The organism is Gloeocapsopsis crepidinum LEGE 06123, from assembly GCF_015207655.1.
In the GTDB taxonomy this organism is placed as follows: domain Bacteria; phylum Cyanobacteriota; class Cyanobacteriia; order Cyanobacteriales; family Chroococcidiopsidaceae; genus Gloeocapsopsis; species Gloeocapsopsis crepidinum.
On record NZ_JADEWN010000003.1, the window covers coordinates 104,827 to 120,181 of the forward strand.

The following is a 15,355-nucleotide window of genomic DNA, read 5'->3' on the forward strand; positions in this document are numbered from 1 at the left end:
CTCATACTGAGGTTGCTTAAGCACCAATAAATAGTATTTTTTTATACAAAAAACAAGTAGATATCACCTTAAGATAACAAACTTGTCTCTAGATAGATGCAACTCCTCAGTTTACTAGTCCGTGGCAGGAGAATGGTCACAAAATGATAAAAAAGTTTAATAGACGTAAATTTCTTGTATATGGTTCGGCAACATTTGGGACAAGCCTATTGCTGAAAGCTTGTGCAAATGATGAAACAACGACTACTACCAGTGCCACAAATGCTTCATCACCGACGGCTACTGGCGCTAGTGGTGGCGGAGACACTATCAGAGTAGGCATTTTACACTCGCTGAGTGGCACAATGGCAATTAGCGAGCAAAGCGTTGTTGACGCTGAACAGTTAGCGATTGAAGAAATTAATAATGCTGGCGGTGTCTTAGGCAAAAGAATTGAAGCGATCGTTGAAGATGGTGCTTCAAACTGGGACACTTTTAGAGAAAAAGCCACAAAATTAATTGACCAAGATCGAGTTGTCGCTGTATTCGGTTGTTGGACTTCTGCAAGTCGTAAAAATGTCTTACCTGTTTTTGAGCAAAAAGATCATATGCTCTGGTATCCAGTGCAATATGAAGGGCAAGAATGTTCTCGCAACATCTTTTACACAGGGGCAGCACCAAATCAACAAATCGAACCATCTGTAGATTGGTTGCTACAAAATAAAGGCACCGATTTCTTTCTAGTTGGTTCTGACTACGTTTTCCCCCGTACTGCAAATACAATCATCAAAGCGCAAGTTGCCGAAAAAGGTGGCAGAGTTCTCGGAGAAGATTACTTACCATTAGGCAATACCGAAGTTACGCCAATTATCACCAAAATTAGACAAGCGTTACCTAATGGCGGTGTCATTTACAACACTTTGAATGGCGATAGTAATGTAGCATTCTTTAAACAGCTACAAGGTGCAGGCTTGACTCCAGATCGCTATCCTTCAATGTCAGTCAGTATTGCAGAAGAAGAAGTCCGCGCGATTGGTGCTGACTATCTTGAAGGACATTATGCCGCATGGAACTACTTCCAAACAGTAGAAACTCCAGAAAATCAAAGATTTGTCCAAGCTTTTAGACAAAAGTACGGACAAGATCGCGTCACTAACGATCCGATGGAAGCTGCTTACATTGCAGTTTACTTGTGGAAGCAGGCTGTCGAAAAAGCAGGAACAGCAGAAGATTTAGCAAAAGTCCGTGCAGCTGCTTACGGGCAAACACTAAATGCCCCTGAAGGCACAGTCACAATGCAACCAAACCATCATATTTCTAAAGTTGTCCGCATTGGTCAAGTCAGAAATGATGGCATGTTTGAAATTGTTAACTCTACTGATTCAGCTGTCGAACCTATTCCTTGGAATCAATTTGTGAAAGAAACCAAGGGTTATGCCTGTGATTGGTCTGATCCTAACAAAGGTGGCAGATTCAAAGCTGCTTAGAAGCTAGAGGCTAGGGACTAGAGGCTTTTAGTCTTTAGTTCCTAGTTTGTTTTAGGAGGCAAAGCGTGCTAATTGGATTATTTGACGGCTTGTTTAATGGCATTAGTATTGGTGCTGTATTGTTGATTGCAGCGCTAGGGCTAGCGATTGTGTTTGGGCTAATGGGCGTGATTAATTTGGCGCATGGTGAATTGATGATGCTTGGTGCCTACACTACGTTCGTCGTGCAGAATGCTTTTAGACAATTTGGCGAACCTTTTTTTGAGATTTATATCTTTTTCGCCTTAATTGCCGCATTCTTTGTAACGGCGGGGGTGGGATTAATTCTCGAACGAGGAGTGATTCGCTATCTTTACGGGCGTCCTTTAGAAACCTTGCTTGCTACTTGGGGCGTCAGTTTAATTTTGCAGCAGTTTGTACGTAGTGTAAATTGGGTTTTGGTCATTGGTTTAGCAGTATTTTGTGTCTTGTTTTTTGGTGGTTTATGGATTTTAAATCACCGTCAAAACCGCGCTTTTCATAAATGGGCGATCGCTGCATTATTACCGCTATCGTTAGGAATTGCGATCGCCGTTGGTAGATTTTTAGCCGATACATATCAGCTAGCAGTGACTAGACCTTGGTTTGGCGCACAAAACGTCGATGTTTCTGCACCAACTTGGCTGCGTGGCGGTTTACCGTTGGGTAACTTCCAATTACCTTATGCACGACTGTTCATCATTGCATTAACAATCGTCTGCGTTGCTGGACTTTACTACTTTTTACAGCGATCGCCCTGGGGATTACGTATTCGCGCTGTTACTCAAAATCGCAGCATGAGTTCGTGTTTAGGAATTCCCACCCAAAAAGTCGATGCCCTCACTTTTGCCTTAGGTTCGGGTCTAGCTGGTGTTGCGGGGTGTGCAATTAGCTATCTCGGTTCGGTAGGGCCAAATACTGGGCAAAACTACATTGTTGATACCTTTATGGTTGTTGTTGTTGGTGGTGTCGGTAAGTTAGTAGGTACAATTGTTGCTGCATTGGCAATTGGTACTGTGAACTATCTCGTCGGTTCAGGTACGCTGGCAATTTTATTTACCCCCATTCAGCCACTTGCTGATTTCTTTACCTTCTTTGCAACCACAAGTATGGCAAAGGTGATGGTCTTTGCTTTAATTATTGCCTTTTTACAAGTGCGTCCTGGCGGTATATTCCCTCAGAAAGGACGTACTGTTGATGCGTGAAGAAGGGGCGAGGAGTGAGGAGTGAGGGGAAGAGGAAATAAGGAAATTAAGGAGAGGTAGCAGTGGATGCAGTTTCGCGCATTGGGGCTAGAGGTAAGCGACAGGCATTTTGGATAGAAGCAGCAATTGTAGGCGCGATCGCATTGTTTTTAATCATTGTGATGCCTGTGGTATTGAGTAACTTTCGTCTTAACTTACTGGGGCGATTTTTATCATTAGCAATTGTTGCTTTAGGAATTGATTTAATCTGGGGATACACTGGCTTATTAAGCTTAGGACACGGCATTTTTTTTGCATTAGGTGGGTATGCGATCTCCATGCATATCAAACTCGAAGATGCTGATGGTGGATTGCCAGACTTTATGAGTTTATATGGCGGTACTGAATTACCCTGGTTCTGGGAACCTTTTTATTCTTTCCCCTTTGCAACTTTTGCTGTTGTAACTATTCCAGCACTTCTGGCTGGAGTTCTTGGGTATTTAGTCTTCCGCAATCGCATCAAAGGCGTCTATTTTTCTATCCTTACCCAAGCAGCAACCATTGTCTTTTTTAACTTTTTCAATGGACAACAGAAGTTATTTAACGGAACTAATGGTTTAACGAATTTCCAAACACTATTAGGCGCATCAGTTAACACTCAATCTACCCAGTTTGTTTTTTATAGCCTGACAATTATCCTACTCGTTGGTGCTTATGCCCTTTGTCGTTGGTTAACAAGCGGACGCTTTGGACGCTTACTCATGGCAATTCGCGATGATGAAAGTCGCGTACGGTTTTCGGGTTACAATCCCACAGAATTTAAAGTACTTGTTTTCGCCGTTTCTGGTGCACTAGCAGGTATCGCTGGAGCAATGTACACTCTTCAAAGTGGTTCTGTTTCGCCTAGATTAATGGATGTTGCTTTCTCAATTGAAATGGTAATTTGGGTAGCAATTGGTGGCAGAGGAACACTTGTTGGTGCAATTTTAGGTGCACTATTAGTAAACTATGCTCGTAGTTTCTTAAGCGAACAATTTGCTGAAATTTGGTTATTTTTCCAAGGTGCACTCTTTTTAATCGTTGTTACAGTTCTACCAGATGGAATTGTTGGTTGGCTAAAAAGTCAAGGAATTCAAAGCTTAAGAGGTCGCAAACAAGCTTTCACCTATCCCAGCTTAGAAGAAGATCCAGAAATCCAACAAGAACGACAAGAACTAGAAACAAAAAGTAGCGAATAAATAGCAAAGTTTATACCCGCAAAACCTCTTTTCTCTTTATCTATGTGCCGCTGTGGTTCGTCTATATCTATATAAATAACAAAGAAATACCAAAATAATCAGCAGAAATATACTATGCAAAAAATCTTAGAAATTGAAGATGTAACAGTAAGCTTTGATGGTTTTAAAGCATTAAACGATCTTAATTTTAACTTAGATGTCGGCGAACTGCGAGTTCTTATCGGTCCAAACGGAGCCGGAAAAACGACATTTTTAGACGTGATTACGGGTAAAACTAAACCAACAAAAGGAAGAGTTTTATTCAAAGGACGTAACTTGCGATCGCTCAGCGAACATCAAATTGCTAGACTTGGAATTGGTCGTAAGTTTCAAACTCCGCGTGTTTATCTCAATTTAACGCCAAGAGAAAATCTCGAACTTACTAGCAACCGCAAAAAAAATGTTTGGTCAACTTTAGTTGGTAAACCAAAAAATGCTGAACGTAACTCAGTAGCAGGTTTACTCGAAACAATTGGTTTAAGTTCCCGCGCTGATATTCCCGCTGGTTTACTTTCACATGGCGAAAAACAGCGTTTAGAAATTGGGATGTTAGTTGCGCAATCACCCGATTTACTCCTTGTAGATGAACCTGTTGCAGGATTAACAGATGAAGAAACTGAAAATATTGGCGATTTATTACTCGCTTTAGCCGAAAGTCATTCGATTTTGGTGATTGAACATGATATGGAATTCGTTCGCCAAATTGCACGAAAAGTCACTGTTCTGCATCAAGGTTCAGTACTGTGTGAAGGAAACATCGATCAAGTTCAAAACGATCCTAAAGTTATTGAAGTGTATTTAGGACAGCCGATGGATGACTCAGATACAGCACACTCACTCGAACTCGAAGCTTCAGGATCAGAACTGTAATTTAACGCATTCAACAAAATAGCAAATATGAGTTACACCCGTGATGCGATCGCCCCAGATGCAACTGCAGTTAGTCAAGACAAAACGCTGCAAGTCTCTGACCTTAATGTTTACTATGGCGAAAGTCATATCCTCCGCAATGTCGATTTAAGCGTTCCTGCAGGGCAAATGGTGTGTCTCATTGGACGCAATGGTGTTGGCAAAACGACACTACTCAAATCTATTATGGGATTAATTCGTCCCCGTAGCGGTGCGATCGCCTTTGACGGTGCAGTGATTAACTCAAAAACTCCCGATCAACGTGCCAAATTAGGAATTGGTTATGTTCCCCAAGGAAGAGAAATTATCCCTCGCTTAACTGTAAAAGAAAATCTACTCCTCGGACTCGAAGCACGACGTAATAGCAAACATAGTAAGGAAATTGCTGCAGAAATTTTTGAATTATTTCCCGTATTGAAAACAATGCTATCGCGCATGGGCGGTGACTTGAGTGGCGGACAACAACAACAACTTGCGATCGCGCGGGCGTTAATGGGACAACCACGATTACTTGTCTTAGATGAACCCACTGAAGGTATTCAACCATCAATCATATTAGAGATCGAAGCAGCTGTGCGGCGAATTATTGCTACTACAGGAATTTCAGTTTTATTGGTTGAACAACATCTTCATTTTGTACGCCAAGCAGATTACTACTATGCAATGCAAAAAGGCGGTATTGTTGCTTCCGGAAGTACGAGCGAACTAAGTCAAGATGTGATTCAAAGATTTTTAGCTGTCTGAATTTTATTCATTAGCATCAGTTAGTCAAATCTAATCCAAGTAGTTTGATTAGATAAATTAAACTCTAGCTTTTTGTTTGCTTGGTGCGATCGCTCAACAAAAAATCCTGGAATGGCTTTATCCAAGTAGCTAGAAGTAGGGTAACACCCAGTAGCTCAAGTATAAAACTTCCAGGATACGAATATGCGTTGCGATTTGTTTTTCCTGCTATTAGCTATATTAGTTGTTTACGAACAAATCAACTTCTAACTAAAGAATAATTTTATAATAAAGTCTTTATGTAGTCCCGATCGCATTAAATGCGTACTATTTAAAGCTCTTCAAAGCAACAACAGAAACTATTACGCTCTAAATCCAGAATAAATTTCTGTTTTATTATTTTGCAATTATTTGTATTCTCAGACACAGATATTTATTAAATAGATATTTAACTATAGTGATACTTGCCAAAAACAAATTATTGAACTAAGGAAAGATTAACAACGCTTGCTAAAGCAGCATCATTCAAGGTATAGCACTGTATAGGAATAAATTAAATAATGTCACTGTTAGACTACTTAGTTGTCATTACAATATTGTTGACTTTATTTCCTTTAGCAATAACCAAAATGAAATCTGCATTGGTGCAGGAAGACATTAAAACTTTTTCTGTGTGGGTTTTTGTCACTTGTTTTCTTGCAGGCTTACCGTTTATGGTCATGACTCTGGCAACGGCAACCTAAAAAATTACGCATACTTATCAAGATATCACTCAATCCAATGCTGCTAAGTGGGTAAGATAGAAAAGTACTGACCCCTGAAGTAGCACAAATGACTTCCACTGTCTTGCTCCCACGGTTAAACGCTCCGACTTTGCATCGATTGCCCAACGGTCTGACGATCGTAGCAGAGCAAATGCCGATAGAAGCCGTCAATCTCAGCTTGTGGGTCAATGTTGGTTCTGCGGTAGAATCAGATGCAATCAATGGTATGGCTCATTTCTTAGAGCACATGGTATTTAAAGGCACACAACGCTTGTGCAGTGGTGAATTTGAGCGACTGATCGAAGAAAGGGGTGCGGTCACAAATGCGGCAACAAGCCAAGACTATACTCATTATTACATCACAACAGCACCAAAAGATTTTGCTCAGTTAGCACCCCTACAAATTGACGTTGTTCAAAATTGTATGATTCCTGACGATGGCTTTGAGAGAGAACGATTAGTTGTTCTTGAGGAAATTCGTCGTTCTGATGATAATCCTCGCCGTCGGACGTTTCAACGTGCTATGCAAACAGCATTTGAGTGCTTACCATATCGCCGTCCTGTCATTGGTTCAGCAGAAGTTATTTCTCAGCTAACACCCCAGCAGATGCGCGACTTTCATCAGACATGGTATCAACCACGCTCAATGACAGCTGTTGCAGTCGGTAATTTACCTGTAGAAGAACTGATTGAAGTGGTTAGTGATAGTGTCCAAACAAACCTGTCACATACACCTCAAGAATATAGCCCTACAACTACTTCCGAGTCACCCTTTAAAGAAATTGTCCGCCGAGAATATGTAGATGAAAGTTTACAACAAGCACGCTTAGTCGTGGTGTGGCGAGTTCCAGGTTTGATCCAAATGGAGCAAACTTATGCTCTGGATGTACTAGCGGCAATTTTAGGACACGGTCGCACTTCACGGCTAGTGCGCGAACTCAGAGAAGAAAAAGGCTTAGTTTCTCATATATCTGTCAGTAACATGACACAGCAACTTCAGGGAACCTTTTATATCTCTGCGGCATTACCTGTTGAAAATATTCCTGTTGTGGAAGCAGCGATCGCCCAACATATCCAAACAATCCAAACTCAACCTGTCCAAGAATCAGAAATTGCCCGGATTCGTACTCAGGTGGCAAATCGCTTTATTTTTGGCAACGAAACTCCTAGCGATCGCGCTAGTCTCTATGGCTACTATCACTCAATGGTTGGCGATTTAGAGCCTGCTTTTGAGTATCCAACTAAAATTCAAAGAGTAGATGCTACTGATATACTCGCCGCAGCGCAACAGCATCTATCGGCAAATGCTTATGGAGTTGTTATTCACAAACCAGCATGAATTGGTCAGAAATTGCCCAGAATATAAGTAGAGTAACGGGAAAGGCATTCCTTGTCAATCAAACACGCTCAGTAAGTGGTGGCTGTATCAACCAAGGTTATGCCATTAGTAGCAATACTGATACTTACTTTGTCAAGCTCAATTCCCCTTCCCAAGTTGCCATGTTCGAGGCAGAAGCTCTAGGATTGCAACAAATGCTTGCAACTAATACTATTCGAGTGCCTCAACCGATTTGTTGGGGAGTTGTAGGAAGTTCGTGTTATCTCGTTTTAGAGTGGATTGATCTTGGTCGAGGTAATGAATTAATCTGGGAAGAAATGGGGCGACAGCTTGCAAAGATGCATAAAACACAGCAGTTGTCAAAAAAGGCTGCCTTTGGTTGGAACATCAATAACACCATCGGTTCAACACCCCAAATCAATGATTGGACAGCAGACTGGGCAGAGTTTTTTGCGAAACACCGTTTAGGATATCAGTTCAAATTAGCAAATCGACGCGGCGGACATTTCCCACAGCAGCAAGCATTGTTAGCCGCTGTTCCAGAGTTATTAACGCATCAACCACAACCGTCTTTAGTTCACGGAGATTTGTGGGGAGGTAATGCAGCATGTACAACCACAGGAGAACCGATTATATTTGATCCTGCGACTTATGTAGGCGATCGCGAAGTTGATATTGCCATGACAGAGTTGTTTGGTGGTTTCCCTGCTGCTTTTTATCAAGGCTACAATACAGTTTTTCCTTTAGAAAAAGGTTATGAAAAACGTAAAACTTTGTACAATCTCTACCACATCTTGAATCATTACAATCTCTTCGGGGGTAGCTACAGTGCACAGGCTAACCGCATGATTGCTCAAATTTTAAGCAGCTAAGGTCAGAGTTTTGAGTGTTGAGTTGTCAATAAATATTTTTTCCTATCACCAATTACCCACGATAATCTGGTTATTTAACCAGAGACAATATAAGTACTTATGCAAAAATCAGTATCCGTAAACTGGGCAACAATTCAACATAAGCTAACTCCTTACCTGTTTTTGTTACCAGCTTTACTCATCTTGGGCTTGACTGTATTTTGGCCTGCACTTCAAGCATTTTATCTCAGCTTCACGCGCTACGAATATGATTTGACACAAGCACCACAATGGGTAGGTTGGGAGAACTTTCAGCGGTTGTGGACTGATGCTGTATTTTGGCAGACGCTAGGCAATACTGTACTTTATCTTGTGTGCGTTGTACCAGTGTTAGCGATCGCACCTTTAGCACTTGCTATTTTGGTCAATCAAAAACTCTGGGGAATGCACTGGTTTAGAGCAGCATATTACACCCCAGTTGTCATTTCAATGGTTGTTGCCGGAATTGCCTGGCGGTGGATTTATGAAGGTAATGGACTACTCAATCAGATCATTCGGCAAATTGGTTTATCAGAAAAAGGCATTCCGTGGTTAACAAGTCCTCAGTGGGCACTATTTAGCGTCATGGCGGTTACTGTCTGGAAAGGGCTAGGATACTACATGGTCATTTATCTAGCTGGGTTACAAGCAATTCCCGCAGACTTGTATGAAGCTGCTGCGATCGATGGTTCTGACGGTATTCGCAAACACTGGGATATCACAGTACCGTTAATGCGACCATATCTTGTTTTAGTCGCAGTTATTTCGGCAATCTCTGCAACGAAAGTGTTTGAAGAAGTTTATATTATGACGCAAGGTGGACCGCGCAATAGTTCAAAGACAATTGTTTATTATCTCTACGAGCAAGCTTTCCGTAACTTAGAAATGAGTTATGCTTGCACAATTGGGTTAGTTCTGTTTTTAGGAATTTTAGTTCTATCCATATTGAATCTAAAGTTAACAAAACAGCGCATATAAAGTTGCTAATCGCTGTTAGTTACTTCAAAACCGATTTTCATATTCTAAAATTGCCCGTGTTTCTCCTGTAATATCTGTGGCAGCACGTAAGCGAAATTCTTCATTGAGTCGATAATTCAGACCAATGCGTGTTGGATCGTCGGATGTCAGAACTCGCAAAACAGAAACAGAAAGATTACCTGAGACATCAATACCAGCTTCTGCGGCTAAATCAAGTGCGGAAGTACGTCCGCCAGATTCTGTGCCAACCGTCGGAAATAAACGTAACTCGGATAAACCAAAAGCATTACCAATATTTGTGACAGCGCTTTGGAAGTTACCTAATAAAGCTGTTCCTGCTATGTTAGCAAGCCCTAATACACTATCCCCACGTCCTAAAGTATCGATAAAACCACCACCCAGCAAAGCAACAATCTCAGATTGACTGCGAGAAGGATTGCTTGTTAGTTCTAAATTATCAAAAAGTTGACTTGCAGGACCTTGAACCTCAGCTTGGACGCGCACTGTCTCAAAACCACCTAAGTCTGTAGAGAGAGTCGCATCTGTGTCGGCAATATCGCCAGATAAAGGTGTCGTTGCAACTCGACTGCGCGTGACTTCTGGTACTCGTGTTACTAGGCGAATATCTAATTCAGGATCGAGTCCTTGATTTGGTCTAAAGGTTGCTGTGTGTTCATAATTACGCGATAGTACAAATTGAGTCGTAAACAAATTGACACCACCACGACGTAACCGAATTACTCCATCTGGACGCAGATCGTTGAGTGCACCGCTAACATTAAGCGAACCTGTTGCTTCTATATTGACAATGGGTGGACGAGTGACAGAAATACTATTACCCAAAGTCAACTGTAAGTTATTAAACTCTGGAACTGTAATTCCGTCTTGATTTGCACCAACTGGTGTTGCAGTCCCTGGTGTAGCACCATTACCATTTTCTTCAGGAATAGATATTTCACCTTGTGCAAGTTCAACTTCACCGCCAATAACTGGGTTAAGGACATTTCCAGTAACAACCACATTACCACTAGCCCCACCACGATATAATCCATCAAGATTAAGAGCTAACTGATTGAGGTCGATTGTCAGAGGATTGCCAAAATCTGGATCAGTCGGTGAAAAATTACTGAAAATTGGCACAACTCCCTGGGCAACAACATTACCGCGTGAGAAATTACCTTGAAGACGATCGACTTGAATTCGGTCAAGATTAAAGTTAATTGTGCCTGTGACATCAGTGAGAGGTTCCGGCAAAGCTTGGGCAGTAATTGTTGCATTACTAACTGTTGCGATCCCTGTGGCAACAGGTTCTTGAGTTGTTCCGCTGACTTGAAGTTGAACTTGTCCTTGTCCTCCTTCCCACGCAACAGCGTCAGTCAGTAAATTGATTAATGCTAAGCCTTCATTCTGAACATTAATATCTAAACTAATTTGGTCGCTATCGGGCGTAACAGTTGCAAAAGGCAGTTCTAAAGGTATGCTACCAGTAATTGTGATTGGTTCAGGACCAGCAACAACGACATTACTACCAATATTAAATCGGGCATTAGCATAACTAAAGCTAGCAGTTGCCGACTCAACAGGTCTTTCATTGAGTGTTCCGGCACTAAGTTCCACTTCTCCGATCGCTTGAGGATTTTCAATTGTTCCAGCTAAAGTTGCTGAACCGTTTAATTGCCCTGTGACATCTACTGGTAAATCAACAAAATCTGCCAGCATAGCAATCGGAAAATTCGTTACTTGTAATTGACCAGATTGTTCTGTACCGCCTACTTGCCCTGTAAAAGCAACAAGAGACTCATCCGATTGAATCCGCAAAGGTAATAATGTTAAAACACCGTCCTCAAAACTACCTTGGGCAATCACTTGATCGGCATGATAAGAACCCCATTGCCAATCTTGACCTTGCAAATCGAAATTGGCGGTGACACCAGCTGGCAAAGAACCACTCACAGCCACAGTTCCACTAAATGTTCCTTGAAAATCTGCAAGTTCAGGCAATGGCGATGCATTTTGACGTTGTTGGCGCTGTTGTTGTAGTAGCGTTGTAATTTCTGAATAACGGCGAATTTGTGTGAGTAGTGGTGCGTCTGGTAAACCTACTGGTGTGGTGTTGAGAGTGTCCGCACCAGCATAGGTGGGTGGTTCTATACCGCGTTGGAAATCATCTAAATTAAAGTACCGCAATGCAGCTAAAACAGTTTGCACTTGACCGTTAGCAATATCAACTTGGGCATCAAACTCAGGTCCTGTAGGAGTTTGCGTTAAGCTACCTGCAAAAGCATAACGACTGTCTCCCTGAACAAACTCGCCTCCTGTCAGCGATCCTGTACCATCTGCAAAACGAATTTGTCCGACAACTCGATTTCCGGTGAGAGTGCCAATAGCAGGTTCAGCGATCGCAATATTTCCAGCAACAGCGAATGTTGTCGGATTCACTGTTAAATCGCCTGTGAGTTGTCCTGAAACTGGTGCATTACCTAATATAGGAAGATTAGGCGTTAAATCTAATACTGCTAAAGGAAAATTTTCAATATTGACTAATAAATCTTCGCCAACGCTACGCCCTCTAGCAATTGCTGCATCGCGCCGGACTAAAAAAGAAACTGGTCGATTCTCACTATCTAAGTTCAACGCAATTTGATCTTGACCGCCAGAAACGTTTAATTGCAATCCCTCAGTAGCAGTTAACTGAACATTTCCCCTTAACTGTGGGGCAAAGCCTAAATCATTAACTGCCAAGTTTTGTAGTTGTAATGCACCTACCACATTCGGTGCGGTTAAAGTTCCTGTGATATTACCAGCAAAATTTGCACTCCCTGCGAGATTCACTGCCGCAGGCAGCTCAAAAGGTAAATCTTGTAAACTGTAATCTTGTGCTTGGACATTGAGATTTAACTCAGTAACTTCCGGCGCACCTGATGGAGTCACTTGCGCAAAAATAAGTCCGCTTGCTCTTAAATTTGGTGCTGTTGCTTGCTCAACAATAACGCGATCGCCAGCCCAACCCACCCTTGCTGTTAGGGGTTGTTGTACAGGTCCAATTCCTTGAGAAAAACGCAAATCTCCCACGGCGCGAACATCTGCTAAATCAAACGAATCAACTGTACCTGCGACGCGCAATTGACCATTAAGCTGACCTTGGAGTTGTTCTGAAAAGCGTGCTAGTTGCACCTGTGAGGCATTAACTAGCGCTTGCCAACGACCTTGGGCAAGTTGAATATTCGAGGCAGTGAGTGTTCCTCCTGCAACATTTAAGCGTCCCGAACCGATTGCTTGAATTTGATTTGGCTGAAACGCTGTTGTCGTGCCAGCAAGATTAAACGATCCTGTGAGTGCGCCTTGAAACTGCGGTGGAACTTGGGGAACTAAATTTCCGAGTTGGACACCTGATGCTTGTACTTGCGCCCGCCAACGACCTTGGGCAAGTTGAATATTTGAAGCAGTGACTGTTCCTCCCGCAACATTTAAGCGTCCCGAACCGATTGCTTGAATTTGATCCGGCTGAAACGAGGCGGTAGAACCTGCAACATTAAACGTCCCACTAATCGGTGCTTGCAGTACTGGGGGAACTTCTGTAACACGTCCTAACTCTACATTTGACGCTTGGACAGTCGCTTGCCACTGATCGTTTGTTAACTGTCCGGCAGCGCGTAGCGTACCACCAGCAAAATCAACAGTAGTATTGCGAAATAGCAAGTTTCGTGCATCAGCAATTAAAATTTGACCGCGTGCTGGATAAGTTGCATTTGCTGCTTGCCAATTGACAATTGTTTGGGGTTGTGTTGGCGAACCAACAACATTAGCCTTTGCTTGGATTGTGCCAATTTGAAATTCAGGTGTTGCACCATAAAGACGCGCGATCGCATCTCCAGGGATATTTCGTGCCTCGAGATTAAATCCCAAGCCTGGAGTTTCTCCAATTTTGAGTGTACCGCCACCAGTAATTTGACCGCCGACTGTCGGAACTGCTTGAATGTCTTTAAAAGCAACTACCGATGCTGTAGGAGAAAAAGCAAATCGCGCACTGATATTTTTAAAATCTACTCGGTCGATTCGAGCTTGCTTAGTAGTGGTTACACTGCCCGATAATGTTGGCTTTTCGATGGGTCCGCTGAGTTGAACTTCTGCTCTTGCTTCACCTGCTACAGGTACTGGTAGATCTAATTCCAAAGTTTTTTGGGCATTGGCAAAACTAACCGCTGGTACTTTGGCGGCAATATTAAAACCAACTTCCGTATTTAGGACGCCGTTAGCGATCGCCGGAATACTTCCGTAACTGGTTTGAACGTTATCAAGCCAAATTTGCGTACCTTGAAAACCTAGTGAGCCATTAGAGTTATTAAATGCTTGTGGTAGTTGCTCGACTTGTGCTGTAATTCCTTTCAGTTGTGCAGTACCAAACATCTGTGGGTCTTGCCCTTGTTGCCAGCGAACATTTAAATTACCATCAACTCGTCCACCTTGGAGGTCAATTGGTAAATCAATTAAGCGCGTCACTTCTGAGGCGAGGACGTTTTGAGCTTGGATTTGTAGATTAGTGCGTTCGGTGCTAAATTGAGACTCGCCTTGAATCTCAATATTGCCTTCTGTTGCTATGCCACTAATTTGGTAGCGAATCAGCTCATTATTATCTAAAAACTGCCCAAATCCATTTACTTGACTTACTCTAACTGGTTCTGACGATCTCGCAATAGGTTTGCCTCTTGCCTCTGGATTTGCTAAAAGAGCAACGTTGGCATTACGAAACCGAATGCGATCGAGTTCTGTACTAATCAGTCCTGTTCCTTCTTCGGTTGCTAAAGTAGTAGAAATCCAGCGCCCTTGTGCATCTTGCTCCAGATAAACGTCAGGATTAACTAATGTAACATCAAGTCTGAGTGTGCGAGTAATTAAAAGCTGTAATGGGTTAAACGCAACATCTACGGCTGCTACTGAAGCGCGGTCTGGGTCGGTAGCCGTTGCCGGAATTGCTGAAGCACCAAAGCGTAAACCAGTTAGAGAAAAGCGTTCTACTCCTCCTAATTCTACTGGTCGATTCAGTGTTTGTGTTAAGTTGCGTTCCACAAGTGGTGCTAACTGTTCATTCACAAAAGTCCACAACCACCAACCACCAGCGACAAGTCCCAACAACACAGGCGCACCAATAGCGATTCCAGTGCGATAACTTAATAGCGATCGCGAGTTTCTTTGAGAATGTGGTTCAGTTTGGTTATCTAAATCAGGAGGAGAATTCTTCATTGGGCTTTACGGGGTGTCAGCTGAAGGCAGCTAAAACGCAAAAGACAAATGGCACACTTATAAAATACCGATATCCGCATCCGGTGGCTACTAAATTATGCGATGGTAGTTGGGGTTTTTATAACAAATGTTTGCAGAAATAGTTTGTAACTGTACCATAGTTCACTAAAGAAGGAGGAGACAAATGATTACTCCCATGCGTGTTTTTGTTTTGTTATTTAATGCGCGAACTGAAAATGAAGGTATTCACACCATCCGAGTAGGCGATCGCAATCGAGTTTTGATGTTTGAATCTGAAGATGATGCCACTCGCTTTGCACTGATGCTAGAAGCCCAAGACTTTCCGACACCGACTGTTGAAGTCATGAACGCTGAGGAAATTAAAGAGTTCTGTGAAAGTGCCGATTATGATTGGGAACTGATTCCCGAAAATGGTTTAGCGCTTCCTCCAGAACAGAACATTGAGCAAACAGATTGGCAGATGGAAACTGAACCCGAATCTGATCCAGATATAGACGATATTCGTCGTAAATTGGAAGGATTATTGTAGTACAACATATCAGGTG

Annotated in this window: 11 protein-coding genes; 10 read left to right on the plus strand and 1 reads right to left on the minus strand. The window is 42.4% G+C overall.

The features are described from left to right. The first annotated feature begins 143 nt into the window (after nt 1–143). From urtA to IQ230_RS02025, 9 genes are all read left to right on the plus strand, one after another. Nucleotides 144–1,466 (plus strand): urea ABC transporter substrate-binding protein, encoded by a 1,323-nt coding sequence (gene urtA, locus IQ230_RS01985; RefSeq protein WP_193930303.1) that lies wholly within the window; start codon nt 144–146, stop codon nt 1,464–1,466. 65 nt (nt 1,467–1,531) lie between these two features. Further along, nucleotides 1,532–2,689, plus strand: a complete 1,158-nt coding sequence (gene urtB / locus IQ230_RS01990; protein WP_193930305.1) for an urea ABC transporter permease subunit UrtB — start codon at nt 1,532–1,534, stop codon at nt 2,687–2,689. 62 nt (nt 2,690–2,751) lie between these two features. Next, nucleotides 2,752–3,906, plus strand: a complete 1,155-nt coding sequence (urtC, locus tag IQ230_RS01995) for an urea ABC transporter permease subunit UrtC (protein ID WP_322742257.1) — start codon at nt 2,752–2,754, stop codon at nt 3,904–3,906. Between the two features lie 114 nt (nt 3,907–4,020). After that, nucleotides 4,021–4,815, plus strand: coding sequence for an urea ABC transporter ATP-binding protein UrtD (gene urtD, locus IQ230_RS02000; protein WP_193930307.1), 795 nt, complete (start codon nt 4,021–4,023; stop codon nt 4,813–4,815). A 27-nt stretch (nt 4,816–4,842) separates the two neighbouring features. After that, the gene (gene urtE / locus IQ230_RS02005; protein ID WP_099703923.1) at nt 4,843–5,598 is read left to right on the plus strand and encodes an urea ABC transporter ATP-binding subunit UrtE; all 756 of its coding nucleotides are present in this window, start codon (nt 4,843–4,845) and stop codon (nt 5,596–5,598) included. Between the two features lie 539 nt (nt 5,599–6,137). Beyond that, nucleotides 6,138–6,320: a hypothetical protein gene (locus IQ230_RS02010; protein WP_193930309.1), complete on the plus strand. Its 183-nt coding sequence runs from the start codon at nt 6,138–6,140 to the stop codon at nt 6,318–6,320. Between the two features lie 88 nt (nt 6,321–6,408). Beyond that, a complete protein-coding gene (locus IQ230_RS02015; RefSeq protein ID WP_193930311.1) occupies nt 6,409–7,680 on the plus strand; it encodes a M16 family metallopeptidase in 1,272 nt (423 codons plus the stop codon). Further along, complete coding sequence (locus IQ230_RS02020) at nt 7,677–8,552, plus strand: fructosamine kinase family protein (protein ID WP_193930313.1); 876 nt, start codon at nt 7,677–7,679, stop codon at nt 8,550–8,552. The genes IQ230_RS02015 and IQ230_RS02020 overlap by 4 nt, the downstream gene beginning before the upstream one ends. Before the next feature lie 99 nt (nt 8,553–8,651). Then, nucleotides 8,652–9,548, plus strand: a complete 897-nt coding sequence (locus IQ230_RS02025) for a carbohydrate ABC transporter permease (protein WP_193930315.1) — start codon at nt 8,652–8,654, stop codon at nt 9,546–9,548. Nucleotides 9,549–9,572: 24 nt separating this feature from the next. Here IQ230_RS02025 and IQ230_RS02030 read toward each other — a convergent pair whose 3' ends face one another. Beyond that, the gene (locus tag IQ230_RS02030; protein WP_193930317.1) at nt 9,573–14,789 is read right to left on the minus strand and encodes a translocation/assembly module TamB domain-containing protein; all 5,217 of its coding nucleotides are present in this window, start codon (nt 14,787–14,789) and stop codon (nt 9,573–9,575) included. Between the two features lie 196 nt (nt 14,790–14,985). Between IQ230_RS02030 and IQ230_RS02035 the strand changes: the two genes are divergently transcribed. Beyond that, nucleotides 14,986–15,339 (plus strand): DUF3110 domain-containing protein, encoded by a 354-nt coding sequence (locus IQ230_RS02035; protein ID WP_228054513.1) that lies wholly within the window; start codon nt 14,986–14,988, stop codon nt 15,337–15,339. Nucleotides 15,340–15,355 lie beyond the last annotated feature (16 nt).

What these genes read in the sequence shown, in the direction of transcription:
- urtA (WP_193930303.1), top strand. Translation starts at nt 144, where the DNA reads ATGATAAAAAAGTTTAATAGACGTAAATTTCTTGTATATGGTTCGGCA.
- urtD (WP_193930307.1), top strand. Translation starts at nt 4,021, where the DNA reads ATGCAAAAAATCTTAGAAATTGAAGATGTAACAGTAAGCTTTGATGGT.
- urtE (WP_099703923.1), top strand. Translation starts at nt 4,843, where the DNA reads ATGAGTTACACCCGTGATGCGATCGCCCCAGATGCAACTGCAGTTAGT.
- IQ230_RS02010 (WP_193930309.1), top strand. Translation starts at nt 6,138, where the DNA reads ATGTCACTGTTAGACTACTTAGTTGTCATTACAATATTGTTGACTTTA.
- IQ230_RS02015 (WP_193930311.1), top strand. Translation starts at nt 6,409, where the DNA reads ATGACTTCCACTGTCTTGCTCCCACGGTTAAACGCTCCGACTTTGCAT.
- IQ230_RS02020 (WP_193930313.1), top strand. Translation starts at nt 7,677, where the DNA reads ATGAATTGGTCAGAAATTGCCCAGAATATAAGTAGAGTAACGGGAAAG.
- IQ230_RS02025 (WP_193930315.1), top strand. Translation starts at nt 8,652, where the DNA reads ATGCAAAAATCAGTATCCGTAAACTGGGCAACAATTCAACATAAGCTA.
- IQ230_RS02030 (WP_193930317.1), bottom strand. Translation starts at nt 14,789, where the DNA reads ATGAAGAATTCTCCTCCTGATTTAGATAACCAAACTGAACCACATTCT.
- IQ230_RS02035 (WP_228054513.1), top strand. Translation starts at nt 14,986, where the DNA reads ATGCGTGTTTTTGTTTTGTTATTTAATGCGCGAACTGAAAATGAAGGT.